The organism is Agarivorans aestuarii (assembly GCF_019670125.1).
Classification (GTDB): domain Bacteria; phylum Pseudomonadota; class Gammaproteobacteria; order Enterobacterales; family Celerinatantimonadaceae; genus Agarivorans; species Agarivorans aestuarii.
Genome location: NZ_AP023033.1, coordinates 2,919,241 through 2,938,054, shown reverse-complemented (window position 1 = coordinate 2,938,054; position 18,814 = coordinate 2,919,241). Strand labels below are relative to the sequence as shown.

At 44.9% G+C, this 18,814-nt stretch carries 18 protein-coding genes; all 18 read left to right on the top strand.

All coding sequences use genetic code 11. The annotated features are described in order from the left end of the window. Positions 1 to 13: 13 nt before the first annotated feature. The 18 genes from aroA to flhB all read left to right on the top strand — a co-directional run bounded on the left by aroA (position 14) and on the right by flhB (position 18,811). On the top strand, positions 14 to 1,294 hold the full coding sequence (gene aroA, locus K5609_RS13660) for a 3-phosphoshikimate 1-carboxyvinyltransferase (protein WP_221074143.1): 1,281 nt from the start codon (positions 14 to 16) through the stop codon (positions 1,292 to 1,294). 158 nt (positions 1,295 to 1,452) lie between these two features. Next, positions 1,453 to 2,679 (top strand): EAL and HDOD domain-containing protein, encoded by a 1,227-nt coding sequence (locus K5609_RS13655; protein WP_221074142.1) that lies wholly within the window; start codon positions 1,453 to 1,455, stop codon positions 2,677 to 2,679. A 223-nt stretch (positions 2,680 to 2,902) separates the two neighbouring features. Continuing rightward, positions 2,903 to 5,116 carry a putative bifunctional diguanylate cyclase/phosphodiesterase gene (locus K5609_RS13650; protein WP_281423347.1) on the top strand — a complete coding sequence of 738 codons (2,214 nt, stop codon included), beginning with the start codon at positions 2,903 to 2,905 and terminating at the stop codon, positions 5,114 to 5,116. Between the two features lie 72 nt (positions 5,117 to 5,188). Then, on the top strand, positions 5,189 to 5,533 hold the full coding sequence (fliE, locus tag K5609_RS13645) for a flagellar hook-basal body complex protein FliE (protein ID WP_152781332.1): 345 nt from the start codon (positions 5,189 to 5,191) through the stop codon (positions 5,531 to 5,533). A gap of 42 nt (positions 5,534 to 5,575) precedes the next feature. Beyond that, a complete protein-coding gene (gene fliF, locus K5609_RS13640) occupies positions 5,576 to 7,270 on the top strand; it encodes a flagellar basal-body MS-ring/collar protein FliF (RefSeq protein ID WP_221074140.1) in 1,695 nt (564 codons plus the stop codon). Beyond that, positions 7,260 to 8,294 (top strand): flagellar motor switch protein FliG, encoded by a 1,035-nt coding sequence (gene fliG / locus K5609_RS13635; RefSeq protein ID WP_040307146.1) that lies wholly within the window; start codon positions 7,260 to 7,262, stop codon positions 8,292 to 8,294. Before fliF ends, fliG begins: the two co-directional genes overlap by 11 nt. 2 nt (positions 8,295 to 8,296) lie before the next feature. Then, positions 8,297 to 9,487 carry a flagellar assembly protein FliH gene (gene fliH / locus K5609_RS13630; protein WP_221074139.1) on the top strand — a complete coding sequence of 397 codons (1,191 nt, stop codon included), beginning with the start codon at positions 8,297 to 8,299 and terminating at the stop codon, positions 9,485 to 9,487. Further along, entirely contained in the window at positions 9,465 to 10,808 is a 1,344-nt protein-coding gene (fliI, locus tag K5609_RS13625) for a flagellar protein export ATPase FliI (RefSeq protein WP_016401712.1), read from the top strand. Before fliH ends, fliI begins: the two co-directional genes overlap by 23 nt. A gap of 32 nt (positions 10,809 to 10,840) precedes the next feature. Beyond that, positions 10,841 to 11,284 (top strand): flagellar export protein FliJ, encoded by a 444-nt coding sequence (gene fliJ / locus K5609_RS13620; protein ID WP_221074138.1) that lies wholly within the window; start codon positions 10,841 to 10,843, stop codon positions 11,282 to 11,284. A gap of 96 nt (positions 11,285 to 11,380) precedes the next feature. Continuing rightward, positions 11,381 to 13,444 carry a flagellar hook-length control protein FliK gene (locus tag K5609_RS13615; RefSeq protein ID WP_221074137.1) on the top strand — a complete coding sequence of 688 codons (2,064 nt, stop codon included), beginning with the start codon at positions 11,381 to 11,383 and terminating at the stop codon, positions 13,442 to 13,444. Positions 13,445 to 13,527: 83 nt separating this feature from the next. Continuing rightward, on the top strand, positions 13,528 to 14,037 hold the full coding sequence (fliL, locus tag K5609_RS13610) for a flagellar basal body-associated protein FliL (protein WP_221074136.1): 510 nt from the start codon (positions 13,528 to 13,530) through the stop codon (positions 14,035 to 14,037). Between the two features lie 9 nt (positions 14,038 to 14,046). After that, a complete protein-coding gene (gene fliM, locus K5609_RS13605) occupies positions 14,047 to 15,075 on the top strand; it encodes a flagellar motor switch protein FliM (protein ID WP_221074135.1) in 1,029 nt (342 codons plus the stop codon). A gap of 16 nt (positions 15,076 to 15,091) precedes the next feature. After that, on the top strand, positions 15,092 to 15,463 hold the full coding sequence (fliN, locus tag K5609_RS13600; RefSeq protein WP_221074134.1) for a flagellar motor switch protein FliN: 372 nt from the start codon (positions 15,092 to 15,094) through the stop codon (positions 15,461 to 15,463). After that, positions 15,463 to 15,867, top strand: coding sequence for a flagellar biosynthetic protein FliO (fliO, locus tag K5609_RS13595; protein WP_221074133.1), 405 nt, complete (start codon positions 15,463 to 15,465; stop codon positions 15,865 to 15,867). The genes fliN and fliO overlap by 1 nt, the downstream gene beginning before the upstream one ends. Then, positions 15,857 to 16,600, top strand: coding sequence for a flagellar type III secretion system pore protein FliP (gene fliP, locus K5609_RS13590; RefSeq protein WP_221074132.1), 744 nt, complete (start codon positions 15,857 to 15,859; stop codon positions 16,598 to 16,600). Before fliO ends, fliP begins: the two co-directional genes overlap by 11 nt. Positions 16,601 to 16,616: 16 nt before the next feature. Continuing rightward, positions 16,617 to 16,886: a flagellar biosynthetic protein FliQ gene (locus tag K5609_RS13585; RefSeq protein WP_221074131.1), complete on the top strand. Its 270-nt coding sequence runs from the start codon at positions 16,617 to 16,619 to the stop codon at positions 16,884 to 16,886. Further along, positions 16,886 to 17,665 carry a flagellar biosynthetic protein FliR gene (gene fliR, locus K5609_RS13580; protein WP_221074130.1) on the top strand — a complete coding sequence of 260 codons (780 nt, stop codon included), beginning with the start codon at positions 16,886 to 16,888 and terminating at the stop codon, positions 17,663 to 17,665. The genes K5609_RS13585 and fliR overlap by 1 nt, the downstream gene beginning before the upstream one ends. An 18-nt stretch (positions 17,666 to 17,683) precedes the next feature. Then, positions 17,684 to 18,811, top strand: coding sequence for a flagellar biosynthesis protein FlhB (gene flhB / locus K5609_RS13575; protein ID WP_221074129.1), 1,128 nt, complete (start codon positions 17,684 to 17,686; stop codon positions 18,809 to 18,811). Positions 18,812 to 18,814 lie beyond the last annotated feature (3 nt).

Below are 18,814 nucleotides of genomic sequence, written 5' to 3'. Positions count from 1 at the left end.
GAGATTTCGATTCATGGAACAATTAACTTTACAGCCTATTTCTCGTATCAACGGTGAAATAAATTTACCTGGCTCAAAAAGCGTATCAAATCGTGCATTGTTATTAGCAGCGCTGGCTGAAGGCGAAACCGTATTAAGTAACCTGCTCGACAGCGACGACATTCGCCACATGCTAAATGCACTTAAAAAGCTTGGTGTAGATTATCAGCTTTCTGAAGATCGCAGCCGTTGCACTGTGACTGGTTTAGGCAGAGCTTTTAAGGTTGCTCAAGCCGAAGAATTATTCTTAGGCAATGCTGGAACGGCAATGCGTCCTTTGTGTGCCGCCCTATGTTTGAGCCAAGGTGAGTTTACCTTAACCGGTGAACCGCGCATGGAAGAGCGCCCAATTGGCGCTTTGGTAGATGCCCTGCGCCAAGTGGGAGCCGATGTTACTTACCTAAAGAACGAAAACTATCCTCCTTTAAGTATTAAAGGTACAGGCTTAGCAGGCGGTAAGGTCGACATCGACGGTTCTGTATCTAGTCAGTTCTTAACTGCCTTTTTAATGGCTGCACCGTATGCCCAACAAGACACTGAAATAAGTATTGTTGGTGAGCTAGTATCAAAGCCTTATATTGATATCACCCTTAAGATGATGGCTGCCTTCGGTGTAGAAGTTGAAAATGATAACTACCAACGTTTTATCGTTAAAGGTCAGCAAACCTATCAAGGAGCTGGCGAGTTTTTAGTTGAAGGTGATGCCTCTTCGGCTTCTTACTTCCTTGCCGCTGGCGCGATTAAAGGCGGTGAAGTAAAAGTTACCGGTGTAGGCAAAAAGTCTATGCAGGGCGATGTATTATTTGCCGACGTATTGGCTGCCATGGGCGCCGACATAGAGTGGGGTGATGATTACATTATCGCTCGCAGCGGGGAGCTAAGCGCGGTAGATATGGACATGAACCACATCCCTGACGCTGCAATGACTATCGCTACCACTGCATTGTTTGCCAAAGGTACTACCGCCATTCGCAATGTATATAACTGGCGAGTTAAAGAAACCGACCGACTAGCTGCAATGGCCACCGAGCTTAAAAAAGTGGGCGCTACAGTAACTGAAGGGCACGACTTTATTGAAGTGACTCCGCCTGAAAACTTAAATCACGCGGCGATTGATACCTACGACGATCATCGGATGGCAATGTGTTTTTCTTTGGTTGCCTTAAGCGATACACCAGTGACAATTAACGATCCAAAGTGTACTTCTAAAACATTTCCTGATTATTTTGAGCGCTTGCAGCAACTTAGCGAATAAAACTATCGAAATATGTAGATAACTTAGTTAGTCTTAAAAGAGTCACTTTTGTGACTCTTTTTTTACGTCCGTACTTTGGCTCAAACAGATAGTTTGAGTTTATTAATATAAAGGCAAAAAGCCACATCATAAAGTACGGCAGAAACGGTAACTGGACTATGAATGTATATACTGCGCGGCAGGCGATCCTCGATCGCCGGCAGCAGGTAGTAGCCTATGAGCTACTTTTTCGGGATGGACCTGACAATGTCTTTCCCGACATTGACCCACATGAAGCAACCTCCAAGCTGATTATCCGTACTCAGCTAAATGACGGCTTGAATGCGATCACTCAAGGCAAACCAGCCTTAATCAATTTCCCAGAAGAAAGCCTTCATTCTGAAATGATAAAGTTGCTACCCAATAAGCAGGTAGTGATAGAAATTTTAGAAGATGTAAAACCCAGTGAGAAGCTATATAAGCGCTGTCAGTCCTTGTTTCACCGTGGCTATCGGCTAGCTTTTGACGACTTCGTTTATCAGCCGGAATGGGAGCCCTATTTAAAGTTTGTTCGGCTTATAAAGGTTGATATACAGCGTACGCCGTTTGAACAACTAGAACCGCTATTTAGGGCCATAAAATCGCGTAAAAACATTAAATTACTGGCCGAAAAGGTAGAAACGCAAGCGGAGTACCAACAAGCCAGAGAAATGGGTTTTAACTTCTTTCAAGGTTACTACTTTTGTCAGCCTGAAATGCAAGTGGCTAAAGACATTGATGCTAGCTATTTAATGATATCTCGTTTGTTTTATGCTGCCACTCGTGAAGACGTAAACATTAATGAAGTAGTGCGCTATTTTGAACGTGATACCGGACTAACCTACAAGCTACTGCGTTTTGTTAACTCCGGAAGTTTGCCGATTGTCGAAGACATCGCTTCAATTAAGCAAGCTGTGGTTTATATAGGCAATAACCAATTGAGAAAACTAGTTGCCTTATTAGCCAGTGCCATGACTGTAAGCCACAAGCCGCGGGAGCTGGTGCGCATGTCGGTGCACCGGGCTAGGTTCTGTGAACTAGTGGCTATGCGCAAATCGCCGAGCATGCAAGAAACCGCGTTTTTATGTGGTTTGTTCTCATTGCTTGATGCCATTTTAGATAAACCTCTATCTGAAGTTCTGTATAGCTTGCCGCTCGATCAAGACATTCGCGACGCCTTGTGTTCAGAGCAACCGTCGATGCTGAGAGCCATGTTACTAACCATAAAATCCTATGAGGAAGGGCATTGGTATAAAACCGAGCGTTTAGCTGAACAATTGCGCATAGATTACACCCAAGTAGAGCAGTTAAATCTACAAGCACTGCTTTGGAGTGAGCAATATCAGTCGTTGATTGGGCAAAATTGATCCAGCTCAACATATGATTTTGCTTACTTTCTTGAAAATTGTGACTCAAGAGCTTAATAAACTAAGTTTTAGTGAACTAAGTAGCACTCAGGTCAACTATTTTTCCTAGGTTTTTGGTATGCTGTGGGCACTATGAGTTTGGTGCCAAGAATGCCAAGCCAAAGCGTTTTTTTAGGAGCTAAATAGTTTGCGGTTGTGCCTCGTTAGATTCTTAACGTTGCTAGTGGTAGGTTGTTGTTGGTCGTTAGGCGTAAACGCCTATATAGTCAATGCGAGTGAATATCAATGGCTCGAAGATAATCCAGAAATCAGGGTTGCTGTTGTGGCAGACCGTTTGCCTCTGGAGACGCTTGATCAAGCTGGCATACCTCAAGGCTATGCAGTAGAAACGCTAAATCAACTAGCTTTTCAAACCCGTTTAAAACTTAAGTACACCGCTTACCCAAACATCTCCGATGCGATAATGGCCTTACAACATGGCCAAGTGGACATGCTTAGCAGCGCCAGTTCGCATCGCCGCCTTAGTCCTTTTGTTCATTACACTCTAACCTCTTGGGTTCAACCGCTAGCGTTATTTCATCCCTTGGAGCAAGCTCGCATTGCCAATATGAAACAGTTGGCAGGCAAAAACGTTGCCGCTGTTGCTGGAAGCAGTGCTCATGAGGCCTTATTAAGCAAATACCCAGATGTAAAGATCATTGTATATGCAAACTTGGTTGATGCCTTGCAGTCAGTAGTGCAGCAACAAAGTGTTGCTTTGCTTGCGGGTAGCGATGAAGTGGCCGCTAACTTACGTGCCCATCCTCAATGGCGCTTACAGCAAGCGTTTCAACTTGAACATGGCATGCTCCACCGCTTCGCGATTCGCGAAGATTGGCAGCCCTTGGTGGATTTAATGAATCGCGGCATTTTGTCCTTTGAAGCAGACTATAGCGAACAAACTTATCGACGCTGGCAGGCCTATGCTGCCAACAATGGTCAAACAGGGCAGCTTTCTTACTGGTGGTTTGTTGGTTTATTGCTTTTACTTGCGATAGTGGCGTTGGCCATCGTGTTAATGAGGCAACATCTTAAAAAAGCCAATAACAAAACCTTGCAGCTGCGCGAGCAACTTGATTATTGGAAAAACCATGATGAAGTAACCAGCCTGCCGAATCGTCGGCACATTACTCGTTTACTGACTAGCTGGTTAGACGATGCAACGCCCTTGTCGGTGCTGATGTTTGATTTCCCAAGACAAAATGAAGTGTTCGAGAACTTCGGTCAGCGCTTAGGCGAAGTCACTAAAGAAGCCTATGCCAAGCGAGTACAAAAAAGCCTACGTAAACATTACCCCGAAGCACAATTAGCCTATTGGTATCACCATTACTTTGTAGTGGTTGTGCCCAATGTGAATAAAGACAAAGAAGTTATCGAAATCGCCAAGCAAATTGTTCAAAGCTGTCGCGGTTGGTTGCGTTTAGAGCAGCTTCAATTACTTACTCGCTGTCATGTGGGTTACTGCAGCTATCATCCAAGGCGTGAGGCTTTACATAGCGATACTTTATTAGCTAATACCTTTACCGCCTTAAATCATGCAGTTAAAACTGGTGTAAGTGTTTGCCGCTACCGACCAGATCTAAGCCAAGCGGGCTTGGTAAAGCTCACCTTAGAATCTAAGTTGCGTCGGGCCATTGGTAATAACGAATTAGATTTATTCTTTCAGCCACAATACTGTTTAAGAACTAACACAATGATTGGTGCTGAAGTATTGCTACGCTGGTTTACTGAAGACGGCGCCATCTCACCTGATGAGTTTGTACCTGTTGCCGAAGAAACCGGTTTGGTATTGCAGTTAGATAAGTGGGTATTTCAAAACGCGATGCGCTTTATGGCGCGTTATTCTAGCCAATTGCCTGAAGGCTTTAAGTTATCGGTTAACTTTTCAGCTGCTACGGTATCACTAGGTCACGCAGAGAAAATTGCGATCAACTATGCCAAGCAATGGCAGGTTAATCCTCAGCGAGTCTGTATTGAAATTACCGAGTCTGCGATGATGGAACAACCTACCGAAGCAAAGGCCAGTATTCAGAGGATGCGTGATGCAGGTTTTGGCATTGCCATTGACGACTTTGGCACCGGTTATTCATCAATGGCCTATTTAAAGCACTTACCAGTAACAGTGCTTAAAATCGATCGCGCTTTTGTTAGTGGCCTAGAAGACAATTTATCAGATCAACACATTGTTAAAGCCATGGTGATGATCGCCCGTAGTATGAAGTATCAAGTACTCATCGAGGGTATTGAAACTCAAGTTCAAGCCAACCTTGCTTCGGTATTGGGGTGTGAACAAGCACAAGGCTATTTCTTTGCGAGGCCTCAGCCGGAGGCTGATTTTGTGAAGAATTATCTAGCTAAAACATCTTCAAAAGAGAACCTTCGGTTAGTGGTCAATTAATCTTGGCGCGGCTTTTGCTTTTCCCTGTATAACTTAAGAATAATGCCATTTATCTGGCGGTAGAGGGAAATCATGAGAGTAGATTCGGCAAACCTATTTAGCGAACTGCAATCAATGGCTGGCGAAATGAAAACAGGCGGCATCGCCAACGACATTGCTACGCCAAGCAGCCAGTTAACTACCTCCTCGGTAAACAGCGATTTTGGTAATCTGTTAAAAGACGCGATAAATAATGTAAATGGCTTGCAATCCAATGCCAATGACTTGCGAACCCGCTTTGATTTAGGCGACCGCAGCGTGGGCATCGGTGACGTAATGATTGCCGCGCAAAAGTCTAGCATCGCCTTTGATGCAACGGTTCAAGTAAGAAATAAGCTAGTTGATGCTTATAAAGAAATCATGTCCATGCCAGTTTAGTGTGGCTAGGAGAATATTGTGGCTAGCGAAGGAAGTAACGCAATGAGTCAAGAACCGGCACTACTAGGTTCAGATAGCGAAGGTGATAGCCTAGAGGCTACCGAGCAGCAAAGCTCTGCCTTATCATTTTTAAGCAATGGTGACGTACTGCGTCAAATCATCATGATTTTGGCTTTGGCTATTTGTTTGGCAATGGCTGTATTCCTATTGATGTGGGCCAAAGAGCCAGAGATGCGCCCGCTTGGCACTATGAATACTAGCGAATTGGTTGAGACGCTCGACTTTTTAGACGCCCAAAAAATTCCTTACACTATTGAAGGCAACACTGTATTAGTGAATGCCGAGCAATATCAAAGTATTAAACTTCAGCTACGCCGTTCTGGACTTACCGAAGCAGCCCCTGCTGGCGAGCAAATTCTGTTAAACGATATGGGCTTTGGTGTGAGCCAACGTTTAGAAGGTGAGCGACTAAAGCTGAGCCGTGAGCGTCAGTTAGCCACCGCCATCGAACAAATGAAATCGGTGAATAAAGCACAAGTACTGCTCGCTATTCCTAAAAGCAATGTATTTGCTCGTCGTGAGCAAAAGCCTTCAGCTACCGTGGTGGTTAACTTGCGTGGCGGAAATGGCCTTAAGCAAGAAGAAATTGATTCCATCGTTGATATTGTTGCCTCCGCAGTTCAAGGCTTAGTGCCTACTCGCGTTACGGTGACCGACCAAAACGGACGTTTATTAAACTCCGGTAGCCAAGATCCGCTATCTTCACGCACCCGCAAAGAGTTTGAGATGGAGCGTAAGCGTGAAGAAGAATATAAAGACAAAATTGACGCGATCATGATCCCAATCGTGGGCGTGGGTAATTACACCGCTGAAGTAGATGTAACACTTGATTTTACAGCTGTTGAACAAACTCAAAAACGCTTTAACCCAGATTTACCTGCAGTGCGCAGTGAATACACCATTGAAGATAATAATGTTGGTGCGGGCGCCATCGGCATCCCTGGTGCGTTAACCAATCAACCGCCATTACCCGCTGAAATTCCAGAGCAAGCGGGAGCCGCCAATAACCAAGTTCAATCTGGTAGCAGTCATAAAGAATCTACCCGTAATTATGAATTGGATACCACTATCAGTCATACTCGTTCTCAAGTGGGAACCCTGAGACGCTTGAGTGTATCGGTGGCGCTGGACTACAACAGTCAAGTTTCTGACACCGGCGAAACAACCCGCGAACCACGTTCTGCTGAGCAGATCGCCAGTATTCGCCGTTTACTGCAAGGCGGTGTAGGTTTTAACCTAAGCCGAGGCGATGCGTTAGAGGTAGTAAGCGTGCCGTTCTCTCGCCCTGAAATGTTCACCGAAGCTGATTTACCGGTTTGGGAGCAAGCATGGTTCTGGCGAGCCATGCGAATAGCAGGCAGCGTACTGGTATTAATTGTATTGATTGTTGCTGTGGTTCGTCCAATGCTGAATCGCATTCTGTCTAGCGGTGAAGAAGACGAGCAGGCTGAAACTGATTTAGATGCAGCATTAGCTGCTTACGAAAATGATGATGATTTACAGCTTATCTCGGCAGATAATACTGAAATAGACTTTGGTATTCGCGATGGTCAACTTAAACTGCCAGACTTACATAAAGATGAAGACATGCTAAAAGCGGTACGTGCGCTAGTTGCGAATGAGCCAGACCTAGCCGCGATGGTGATTAAAGATTGGGTAATTAACGATGCCAAATGAAGATGAAGTAAATCCAGAGGAAGTCCTCGGTGATATGAGTGGTATTGAGCGCGCAGCGATTTTAATGCTGAGCCTCAATGAAGACGATGCCGCTACCATTTTCCGCCACCTTGAGCCAAAGCAGGTTCAGCGTTTAGGTATGGCGATGGCGTCCTTAGAAGACTTTTCTCACGACCGAGTGGTAGCGGTTCATCGCTTGTTTATTGATGACATCCAAAAATACACCAATATTGGTATTGGTAGTCAAGACTTCGTACGTAATGCCTTAACCGCGGCATTGGGTGAAGATCGTGCGTCTAGCTTGGTTGACCAAATTATCATGGGTAGTGGCGCTAAAGGCCTTGATTCATTGAAATGGATGGATGCTCGCCAAGTGGCCAACATTATTCAAAACGAACACCCGCAAATTCAAACTATTGTATTGTCTTACTTAGAAGCTGAGCAATCTGCTGAGATCATGTCGCAGTTCCAAGATAAAGTGCGTTTAGACTTAATGATGCGTATTGCCAACCTTGAAGAAGTTCAGCCAGCGGCACTAACCGAATTGAACGAAATCATGGAGAAGCAGTTTGCTGGTCAAGCCGGTGCTCAAGCTGCCAAGATGGGCGGCCTGAAAGCTGCTGCAAACATCATGAACTTCTTAGATACCAATATGGAAGGCATGTTGATGGACTCGATTCGCGAAAGCGACGAAGAGATGGCTCAACAAATTCAGGACCTTATGTTTGTATTCGAAAACTTGGTGGATATCGACGACCGTGGTATTCAAACCTTGCTGCGTGATGTTCCGGGTGAGTTACTGCAAAAAGCGCTTAAAGGTGCCGATGATTCACTGAAAGACAAGATCTTCAATAACATGTCTAAACGTGCTGCAGAAATGCTTAAAGATGACCTTGAAGCCATGGGACCAATCAAGGTTAGTGAAGTTGAAACTGCCCAGAAAGAAATTCTGTCGATTGCTCGACGCCTCTCTGAAGCTGGTGAAATTATGATTGGCGGCGGCGGTGGAGATGAGTTCTTATAAACATGAGCGAGCAAGATAAAACGCCACAACAAAAGAGCGAAGAGCTAGAGCAAAGTGCTCCACTTGAAACGTCTAGCGAGATGATGGACGAAGACGAGATAGCCGCGCTTTTAGAGCAAAATGATGCTTCACTAGCCAGTGAAGCGCCTGCTGCAGAACAACAGAGTGAAGAGCTAGAGCAAAGTGTTCCACTTGAAACGTCCAGCGAGATGATGGACGAAGACGAGATAGCCGCGCTTTTAGAGCAAAATGATGCTTCACCAGTCGGTGAAGCGCCAGCAGTAGAAGAACAAAGTAGCGATGTAAGCGACGAACAAGCGGCGATTGACGCGATGTTAGCCGATGCAGCAGAACAGCAAAATATAGCGGCTGAGCAGCCAGCCAATGAACTGCCAAGTAATGAACAGGCTGACTCTGAGCCAGAAGACGATATAGCGTGGCCTCTCCCTGACTTCACCGATCCCCACCATGTCGAAGAAGAGCCTACTAGCAACGTATTCAATATGAAGCCTGCGTGGTTTAACGAAGAGCCCGTTGAAGAAGAGCCTGAAATTCAGTTTGAGCCGATGACAATTGAAGAGCTTGAAGCGCTTCGACAGTCTGCTTATGAAGAGGGTAAAGCTGAAGGTAAAGTGGAAGGTCACAAAGAAGGTTTGCTAACCGGCCACGAAGAAGGCTTGGAACAAGGTAAGGCACAAGGCTATCAAGAGGGCTTAAGCCAAGGTTTGAGCGAAGGGCAGCAACAAATTGATCAGTTAAGCAGCCGTTGGCAAGGGCTTATCGACCAGCTTCATCAGCCCAATAAACAGATTGATGAAGAGGTTGAGCAACAAGTGGTAGAGCTAGCCACTAAACTTGCGGCAGAAATAGTCCAAGTAGAGCTGGTGACTAACCCGAGCATAATCGCCAAAACCGTTAAGCAAGCAGTAGCTGCGCTGCCCTTGCAAAAACAACATATTCGCATTCATCTACACCCAGAAGATATGGCGGTGATTCAAGCTGTATTTCCTCCAGAAACCCAAGCAAAGAAAAATTGGCAATTATTAGCAGATGGTAGCCTAACGCAAGGTGACTGTTTAATTGAAAACGATCTTTCTTCGGTATCCGTAGATATGAATGAAGTGATTAAACAAAGCCTACAGTCTTTTATTCGCCAAAATGGTCAAGACGATGACGCTGAGCCAACGACTTAAAGCTTATAACACTGAGCATGTTCGTAACGCACCAACGGTTGCGGGTAAATTGACTCGGGTGGTTGGCTTAACCTTAGAAGCCGTTGGCTGTCGCGCGCCAGTAGGCTCGCTTTGTTCAGTAGAAACGCTTGACGGTTTTTTAGAAGCTGAAGTGGTTGGTTTTTCTGGCGATAAACTTTTCCTCATGCCCAGTGAACAGCTTACCGGGGTGCTGCCTGGCGCACGGGTTATTCCAATGCATGAACACCACGGTATACCAGTAGGTATGGAGTTACTTGGCCGAGTAATTGACGGCGTAGGCAAACCACTTGATGGTTTGGGTGATATTAATTGCAAGCAAACCACCAACCTTAGCTCCGCGCGTTTAAACCCCATGGCAAGAAAGCCAATTAAACAACCATTGGATGTTGGAGTTCGTTCGATTAATTCGGTACTTACCGTAGGCCAGGGTCAGCGAATGGGCCTATTTGCCGGCTCTGGTGTGGGTAAAAGTGTACTCATGGGCATGATGACTCGAGGAACGACTGCCGATGTCGTGGTAGTGGGTTTGATCGGTGAACGTGGCCGAGAAGTAAAAGAATTTATTGATGATATTTTAGGGGAAGAAGGCCGCCAACGGGCAGTTGTAGTCGCTGCGCCTGCCGATGCTTCACCGCTTATGCGTTTGAAGGGGTGCGACACTACTTTAACCATTGCCGAGTACTTTCGCGATCAAGGCTTAAATGTTTTACTGCTAATGGACTCTTTAACCCGCTACGCCCAAGCCCAACGTGAAATAGCATTAGCCATTGGTGAGCCGCCAGCTACCAAAGGTTATCCACCATCAGTTTTTGCCAAGCTACCTCGTCTGGTAGAGCGCGCCGGTAATGGCGGAGAAGGGCAAGGTTCTATCACCGCCTTTTTTACGGTGCTTACCGAAGGTGACGATCTACAGGATCCGATTGCCGATGCCGCCCGAGCTATTCTTGATGGGCATATTGTATTGTCGCGGGAATTAGCCGACTCTGGCCATTACCCCGCGGTTGATATTGAAAAGTCAATCAGTCGAGTAATGCCTGCGGTAACGAGTGAAGGGCATCAGCAACTGGCTCGCCAGCTAAAATCGCTCAATGCTTCTTACCAGCAAAACCAAGACCTTATTGCTATAGGTGCCTACCAACGCGGCGCAGACAAACGCATTGATTTAGCCATCGCCATGAAACCACACATGGACCAGTTCTTGCAACAAGAGATGAAAGAAGTAGTAGCTTATGACGAAAGTCTGACGCGGATGGAACGCACCATGCAAATGGCTAACATTAACGCGCAAGGCCCATTATAGGCAACTAAGATTTAGTTGAGTAGGAGATGGGTATGGCAAGGCGAGCTCTATATTTAATGGTGGAACGCTTGCAAGATCAAGAGCAAGACGCCGCCCGAGAAATGGCCGAAGCACAACAGCAACTTAGCGAATTTGAAGCTCAACTTGCGCATCTCGAAGACTACCGACGTTCCTATCTCGAGCAAGCCTTAGCCAAGGGAGTTGACGGTTTTTATGCGGACAGCTTTCATCAATATCAATTGTTTATTCAAAAGCTTGAACAAGCCAGCGTTCAGCAAGGAAAAAGCATTGAGCAAGTGAAAAAGAACGTGTTACTAAAGCGAAAGCAATGGCTTGATTTGCAAGCTAAACGTAAAGCCTTGGAACTACTGATTGATAAACAAGTAAAACAACAACAGCATAAGCAAGCACGTGAAGAGCAAAAGCTATTAGATGAATATGCGCTATATGCACATCTTCGAGGTCAAGTGAGCTAATCGGCACGTTTAATGCTTTGATTTTTAGATAATGCTAGCGCGCCTTTAATGAGTGGGGCGCGCAACAAATATTTTATCGCAAGGGTAAGCAAATATATGGAATTACTGTTAACCGATACAGCCAACGCTAAACAGTTTTCTTCACTAGGAAGTGCAGCGCTTAGTCCCTCCGAGCAAGGTGAGGACTTTGTTAAGCTAGTCAAAGAGTTAGAGAACCTTCCAAAAGCCGATAGTCCAGTAAAACAAGCGGTTGAGCAGCAGCTTTCTGGCTCGACAAGCAAATCAAGTGATGAGACTAAAACTGGTAAAGCTCAAAGCCTTAGCGATCTATTAAAGCAATTGGATAATGCCAAACAAGCTGCCGATGGTATTGAGAAAAACCAAGGCGAAACTATAAAAGCTGTTGAAACAGAACTGGCTAATGGCAGTAAAACCCCTGGTAATACAGAAAACACTACTGGTGATGAGTCTAGTGAAGGTGAATCAATTGAAACTGAAGCTGTTAGTAAAACCCCAGAAAAACAATCACTTGTCGATAGTGAGTCAGCTTTAAAAGATGTTAAGGCAGCAGCTAGCGATGAAAAGTCCGCGGCCGACAAGCAAACGCTAGTTAATCAAACATCACAAAGCGGCAGAGAGTTGCCGCCTACTCAAGCAGAAGCAACCAAAGCGCTTTCGAGCGATGCTAAAGACAATAGCCAAGTGAGCGATGGAAAAGATGCTGCAGCTAAGCCCGTTAAAGTAGATATCGCAACAACTGCTGGTTCACAAAATGCTCAAACAGCTAACTCAAAAGAAGCCGTAGTAGAAGCTCAGAGCTCTACTAAGACAAAAACAATTGATAAAACCACCGCTAGCCAAGAGCAAATCAGCAATAAACAACAGCTCGCTGGTGAACCCGTGGACCCCAAAAAAGTTGCTAACAAAGACCCAATACTTGACCCAAGCAATGAGCGAATTACCAAAGAAAATGCAACAGCTTTAGCGGGTGACCATAACAAAACCTTAAGTGCTAAAGAGGGTGAGCGTTTAACTTCAAGCGCTAATGAAAAAGTGCCATTAGACAAAGTTGTTTCTACTGTTAGTCAAAGTGATGAGCAGAAAGCGGCTAAGGCTAAAGAGTCGGAGGCCATAGTTTCTAGCAAAACAGAAAAAGCTCCCGTGGATAAACCCTTAAACGTCGTTCAAGACAAAGCTTTTGAAAAGCCTTTATCTTTAGCAGAGCAAAATCGCCTAAAACAACAAGGTGAAGTCCAAGCTAATCATTCAGCGGCTAAATCTCAAGTAGACCAAGATGAAGTGAAGGCCAAAGAACTCAATGCTAAACTAAGTGGCGAAGCAGTGCTTGCTCAGCAAACTAATAAACTAAGCGACGAGCCCAAAGCAGGCGTGGTTGTTCAGCAGAGCGTAAATACCAATGCTAATGGTAAAGTTAGCGCTGCAGACTTTGCCCAGCAAAGCGAAAAACTCGCTAGTGCGAGTGTTGCTGCTGCCAGTAGCCAGCAATCGGGCAACGAAAGTGGTGCCGAGCATCAAGAGCAACAGCCATCACAACCTCAACAACAGGTATTACCTAACCAAGCCGAGGCGACTCGCCCACAAGAGCACCACAGTATTTTTAGGGCAGCTTCCGGCGCAGACGTGGTAGCTCGGGCAGAGCAGGGGAATAATGAAGTTGCTCTTAAACAAGCTCAGCAAGTTAATGACAAGGCGACACAGTTCAATGAACGTTTGAACCCTGCGCAATACCAAGCACCGGCTGAGTTAAACCAACGGGTGCAATATATGTTAAGCCAAGGCATGCAGAAGGCTGAAATCCGTTTAGATCCTGCTGAGTTAGGAAGCATGCAAATTCGCTTGCAAATGAATCCAGACCAGCAAGTGTCGGTACAAATTCAAGTGCAGAACCCGCAAGCGCGTGAAGCTTTGGAACAAACTATGCCGCGCCTACGTGAAATGCTTCAGCAACAGGGTATCGAACTGGGACAAAATCAGGTTAGTCAGCAGAATCAAGGCAGCGCTTCTCAACAAGGTAGAGGGCAAACAATGGCTGGCGGACAATCTACTAACGCCGAGCTTGCTGATGATACTACTGAGCAAGACATGAGCGGATTGCTGGTGAATCAAGCAAACAGTGATGGCATTGACTTTTATGCCTAGTTTATTTCTATGAGGTGCTATTGAAGCGCCTCTTAACTATGTAATAATAAAAGCAGTTTAGCGATAATTTCATGGAAGCGTAGATGGCTGAAGAATCAGAATTAAAAGTAGAAGATGATGAAGGTGGCAGTAAAAAGAAGCTGATTATCATCATCGCTATTGTAGCCGTATTGGTGATTGGTGGTGTAGTTGGCTTTTTGTTAATGGGTAGCGGTTCTGATGAAGCACCGGCAGCAGCCGAACCAGCAGAAGAAGCAACTTCTTCAGTCACTCATACTGCCTTATATGTAGGCATGCCAAGACCATTTGTATTTAATATTGTGGGCGACCACCGAGATCGCTTAGTACAAATTAAAGTACAATTATTGGTTCGTGGTACTGTCAATGAAGAAGCCGCAAAGCTGCATATTCCATTGATTGAAGGGACCTTATTGAGTGTATTTAGCTCTGCAACTGTAGAAGACTTATCCACTCAAGAAGGCAAAGACAAAATTCGCGAAAACTCGCTAATTGAGACACAAAAAGCATTAAAAGAGATAACCGGTAAAGTAGTGGTAGAAAAAATTCTATTCACCGGCTTTGTAATGCAATAAAGGACCAACGTGAGCGATTTATTAAGCCAAGACGAAATCGATGCGCTATTACATGGTGTTGATGACATAGAAGAGGACATCATAGAGCCGGAAATGTCTGGCAGTGTTGTGGAGTTTGACTTCTCTTCTCAAGATCGAATCGTTCGTGGACGAATGCCAACCCTTGAGTTGGTTAATGAGCGATTTGCTAGGCATATGCGAATTAGCCTATTTAATATGATGCGCCGCACGGCGGAAGTCTCGATTAACGGCGTGCAAATGATTAAATTTGGCGAATATGTTCACACGCTATTTGTTCCTACCAGTTTAAACATGGTTCGTTTTCGACCTTTAAAAGGTACTGCCTTAGTGACCATGGAAGCGCGTTTGGTGTTCATTTTGGTTGAGAACTTCTTCGGTGGAGACGGTCGCTACCATGCTAAAATTGAAGGTCGCGAGTTTACACCTACCGAGCGCCGCATTATTCAAATGCTGCTTAAGATTATTTTTGAAGACTATGTAGAAGCTTGGGCACCAGTGATGGATGTAGGCTTTGATTATTTGGACTCAGAAGTAAACCCTGCAATGGCCAATATCGTGAGCCCCACAGAAGTGATTGTTGTTAGTTCATTTCATATTGAGCTGGATGGCGGCGGTGGTGATTTCCACATATCTATGCCGTATTCAATGTTGGAGCCGATTCGAGAGCTATTAGATGCCGGTGTACAAAGTGATAAACAAGACACCGATCAGCGTTGGAGTTCTGCACTGAGTGATGAAATCATGGATGTGCCAGTAGGTCTGCATACCAAATTGTTAGAAACTGATGTTACTTTGCGTCAGTTAATGGATCTAAAGGCGGGTGATATTATACCGGTCGAGATGCCTGAAACTGCTATGTTATATGTAGAAGATTTACCGAGTTACCGAGTTAAACTCGGTAGACAAAATGAAAAAATGGCACTGAAAATTGATACTCAGTTGAAGCGCCCAGACACTGTGAAAAGTGACCTCGAAATGGTGGTGAGCAGCCGCCGTACGATTCCGGGCGAAGAGTAAGAAATAAGGAAAAAGTATGAGTGATCAAGATGATATGGCTGATGAGTGGGCAGCAGCAATGGCCGAAGCTGAGCCAGCGCCACTTGAAGACTTCGTAGACGAATCAAAGCCTATCTCGGAAGAAGAGCAGCGTAAGCTTGATTCGATTATGGACATTCCTGTGACTATTTCCATGGAAGTAGGCCGCAGCAATATTAGCATTCGCAACCTGTTACAACTTAACCAAGGTTCGGTGGTAGAACTAGATAGGGTTGCCGGTGAGCCATTAGATGTACTGGTAAACGGAACTTTGATTGCGCACGGTGAAGTGGTAGTAGTAAACGATAAGTTTGGTATTCGCCTTACTGACGTTATTAGCCAAACCGAACGCATTAAAAAGCTCAAGTAATGCAACGACTCCTTGCATTAATCATTGCAGCTGGCATCAGTTTGCCAGTTTTAGCTGAACAAGAAACTACTTCTCCTCCCAATAGCCAAGTTGAACTGCTTTCGTGGGTGATGTCTTTAGCCCTAGTCTTAGTGACTATTTTTGTTTGTGCGTGGGTACTAAAGAAGACTCGGCTTAGTCAGTTTGCTGGCGGTCAATCTAAAGTGGTAACTAACTTAGCTTTAGGTACACGAGAGCGTGTGATGGTGGTAGAAATTGGTGAACAGCAATACTTAATTGGCGTTACTGCTCAATCAATAAATCTTTTGGATAAGCTGGATAAACCTATTGTTGCCAAGCCAAATAAGATGAGCGGCTCATTCACCAAACAGTTACAAGGATTGTTGGCTAAAAATGAAAAGTAAGCTGTTTATTTGCCTAAGTTTGTTACTTGGGGTTGTTGCACCAAGTTTTGCTCAAGAAGGTATTTTGCCGGCTATCACCATGACCACCAACCCAGATGGTGGACAAGAGTATTCGGTCACCTTGCAAGTATTGGCCTTGATGACGGCACTGTCATTTTTGCCTGCTCTGGTGATTATGATGACATCCTTCACCCGAATTGTGGTGGTGATGTCTATCTTAAGGCAAGCCATGGGCTTACAACAAAGCCCATCAAATCAAGTGATTATTGGCATTGCCTTATTCTTGACCTTTTTCATTATGTCGCCGGTAATCGATGAAGTGAACACTCAGGCAGTTCAGCCATATTTAAGTGAAGACCTTACTTCGATGCAGGCTTTCGAAAAAGCCAAAGAGCCGCTCAAAGAGTTTATGTTGGCGCAAACCCGATTAACGGATTTGGAAACTTTTGTTAAAATTGCCAAAGTGGAAGTGGGGTCGCCGGAAGAGGTACCTTTTAATGTACTTATTCCCGCCTTTATTACCTCTGAGCTTAAAACCGCTTTCCAAATTGGCTTCATGTTGTTCATTCCCTTCTTGGTTATCGACTTAGTGGTTGCCAGTATCTTAATGGCAATGGGTATGATGATGTTGTCACCAATGATTGTATCTTTGCCATTTAAGCTAATGCTGTTTGTGTTAGTAGACGGTTGGAGCTTGGTGATGGGCACACTTGCAAATAGTTTTGGCATATAGACGTAGGAGCCTATAGATGGAACCGGAAGTCTTTGTGGATGTATTTCGCCTTGCCTTAGGCCAAGTGATGCTGTTGGTGTCGGCTGCAATTATTCCTAGTTTATTAGTTGGCTTAATGGTCGCTATTTTTCAAGCCGCAACCTCAATTAACGAACAAACTTTAAGCTTTTTGCCCCGCCTATTAGTTACTCTTGGTTCTTTAATCGTAGCTGGCCATTGGTTTACCGAGAAACTAATGGAACTGTTCTTCATTATGGTGGACATGATTCCTCAGGTTGTTGGCTAATGGAGTTTCCCGCCAATGTGGTTATTGCTTGGATTGGCCAATATTTATGGGCCTTAACCCGAGTCGCGGCCATGTTAATGGTGTTGGCGAGTTTTGGTGGTAAATCAGTTCCAACCCGAGTGAGGTTGTTACTCGCTTTGGCCATCACTTTTGCATTAGTACCTATTCTGCCGGAAGTAACAGGAATAGAAGTTTTCTCTTTTCAAGCCATTATCGTCATTTTGCAGCAGGTACTAATTGGCGCTGCCATTGGGTTTATTTCACAACTGTTGATGCAAACGTTTGTGGTAGGAGGACAAATTATTGCGATGCAAACCAGCTTAGGTTTTGCGTCCATGGTTGATCCAAATAACGGCCAAAGTACTCCGGTTGTTGGTCAATTCTATTTACTCTTAGCAACCTTATTGTTCTTAGCCATCGACGGCCATTTACAGTTAATTACCTTAATCGCCATGAGTTTTGAAACGCTACCGGTGGGGATGAACGGCTTAAGTAGCTTAGATTATCAATTGCTGGCCGGGTGGTATTCGCAGTTATTTTTGGCTGCTTTAGCGCTATCTATATCCTCTGTGGTTGCAATGTTACTGGTAAACTTTTCTTTCGGTATTATGACGCGAGCAGCTCCACAGCTAAATATTTTTAGTATTGGTTTTGCGGTAAGTATGTTGTTTGGTTTATTCATTCTTTGGCTCACCATTGGTGGGTTTTTGGCGCATTTTCAACGTCAGTGGGAGGTTGGCCGCAGCTTGGCATGTGACATGCTGCTGATTGGTTGTTAAACCAAGGGCCTATTTACTATGGCAGACGACGATCAAGAAAAAACCGAAGACCCCACAGGGAAAAAACTCGAAGACGCCCGTAATAAAGGGCAAGTAGCCCGTTCTAAAGAGTTAGGCACCGCTGCAGTACTCATAAGTGCAGCCTTAGCCATCATGGCATTTGGCGGAATGCTGGCTGAATCGATGGTCAAGGTTTTCCAAACCGCTTTTGTGATGAGTCGAGACGAAGTTTTTGACGTAAACCTCATGCTAAAAAACTTAGGCATTATGGGCTGGCTATTGTTTAAACCACTTATATGGATCATGGGGTTTATTACTTTAGCTGCGCTGATTGGCAATACCCTATTAGGAGGCATGCCATTTAGCTGGGAAGCGGCAAGGCCAAAAGCCAGTAAAATGTCACCCATTCAAGGCTTCAAACGGATGCTAGGCCTTCAAGCTTTTGTTGAGTTTATTAAAAGCATTGCCAAAGTGGCGGTTATTGCTGGAGTAGTGTGGTTTGTACTTCAATGGAAGTTTGCTGAGATTCTTACGCTTAGCATGCAGTCTATTCCTGGCTCTATTGTTAATGCTTTGGATATGTTGCAATGGATGTTGTTAGCCTTAGTTTGTAGCTTAATTATTATTGTGATTATTGATGTGCCTTACCAAATCTGGAATCACAACAAGCAGCTTAAAATGTCTAAGCAGGAAGTGAAAGACGAGCACAAGAACATGGAGGGTAGCCCTGAAGTAAAAGGGCGCATCCGCCGTTTACAAATGGAAATGGCTGCTCGCCGGATGATGGCCGACGTGCCTCAGGCCGATGTAGTTGTTACTAACCCGACACACTTTTCAGTTGCGCTAAAATATGACAGTAACGGCAGTGGGGCGCCAAAAGTAGTGGCTAAAGGGGTAGATGAAGTAGCCATGAAAATTCGCGAAATTGCGCGTCACTATGATGTTCCCCTGATGCAAGCGCCTGCGTTAACTCGTTCCTTGTATCACACCACTAAGCTTGGCCACGATATTCCAGAGGGGCTGTACGTCGCAGTGGCCCAAGTACTTGCCTTTGTTTTCCAGCTTGAGCAATACCGCAAAGGTAAAGGTAAACGTCCTAAACCGGTTGTTGATGATCTTCCTATTCCAGATGACTTGAGATATTAGACT

Bases quoted from the DNA above. Each gene is read 5' to 3' on its own strand.
- aroA (WP_221074143.1), top strand. From the start codon at position 14: ATGGAACAATTAACTTTACAGCCTATTTCTCGTATCAACGGTGAAATA.
- K5609_RS13655 (WP_221074142.1), top strand. From the start codon at position 1,453: ATGAATGTATATACTGCGCGGCAGGCGATCCTCGATCGCCGGCAGCAG.
- fliE (WP_152781332.1), top strand. From the start codon at position 5,189: ATGAGAGTAGATTCGGCAAACCTATTTAGCGAACTGCAATCAATGGCT.
- fliF (WP_221074140.1), top strand. From the start codon at position 5,576: ATGAGTCAAGAACCGGCACTACTAGGTTCAGATAGCGAAGGTGATAGC.
- fliG (WP_040307146.1), top strand. From the start codon at position 7,260: ATGCCAAATGAAGATGAAGTAAATCCAGAGGAAGTCCTCGGTGATATG.
- fliH (WP_221074139.1), top strand. From the start codon at position 8,297: ATGAGCGAGCAAGATAAAACGCCACAACAAAAGAGCGAAGAGCTAGAG.
- fliI (WP_016401712.1), top strand. From the start codon at position 9,465: ATGACGCTGAGCCAACGACTTAAAGCTTATAACACTGAGCATGTTCGT.
- fliJ (WP_221074138.1), top strand. From the start codon at position 10,841: ATGGCAAGGCGAGCTCTATATTTAATGGTGGAACGCTTGCAAGATCAA.
- K5609_RS13615 (WP_221074137.1), top strand. From the start codon at position 11,381: ATGGAATTACTGTTAACCGATACAGCCAACGCTAAACAGTTTTCTTCA.
- fliL (WP_221074136.1), top strand. From the start codon at position 13,528: ATGGCTGAAGAATCAGAATTAAAAGTAGAAGATGATGAAGGTGGCAGT.
- fliN (WP_221074134.1), top strand. From the start codon at position 15,092: ATGAGTGATCAAGATGATATGGCTGATGAGTGGGCAGCAGCAATGGCC.
- fliO (WP_221074133.1), top strand. From the start codon at position 15,463: ATGCAACGACTCCTTGCATTAATCATTGCAGCTGGCATCAGTTTGCCA.
- fliP (WP_221074132.1), top strand. From the start codon at position 15,857: ATGAAAAGTAAGCTGTTTATTTGCCTAAGTTTGTTACTTGGGGTTGTT.
- K5609_RS13585 (WP_221074131.1), top strand. From the start codon at position 16,617: ATGGAACCGGAAGTCTTTGTGGATGTATTTCGCCTTGCCTTAGGCCAA.
- fliR (WP_221074130.1), top strand. From the start codon at position 16,886: ATGGAGTTTCCCGCCAATGTGGTTATTGCTTGGATTGGCCAATATTTA.
- flhB (WP_221074129.1), top strand. From the start codon at position 17,684: ATGGCAGACGACGATCAAGAAAAAACCGAAGACCCCACAGGGAAAAAA.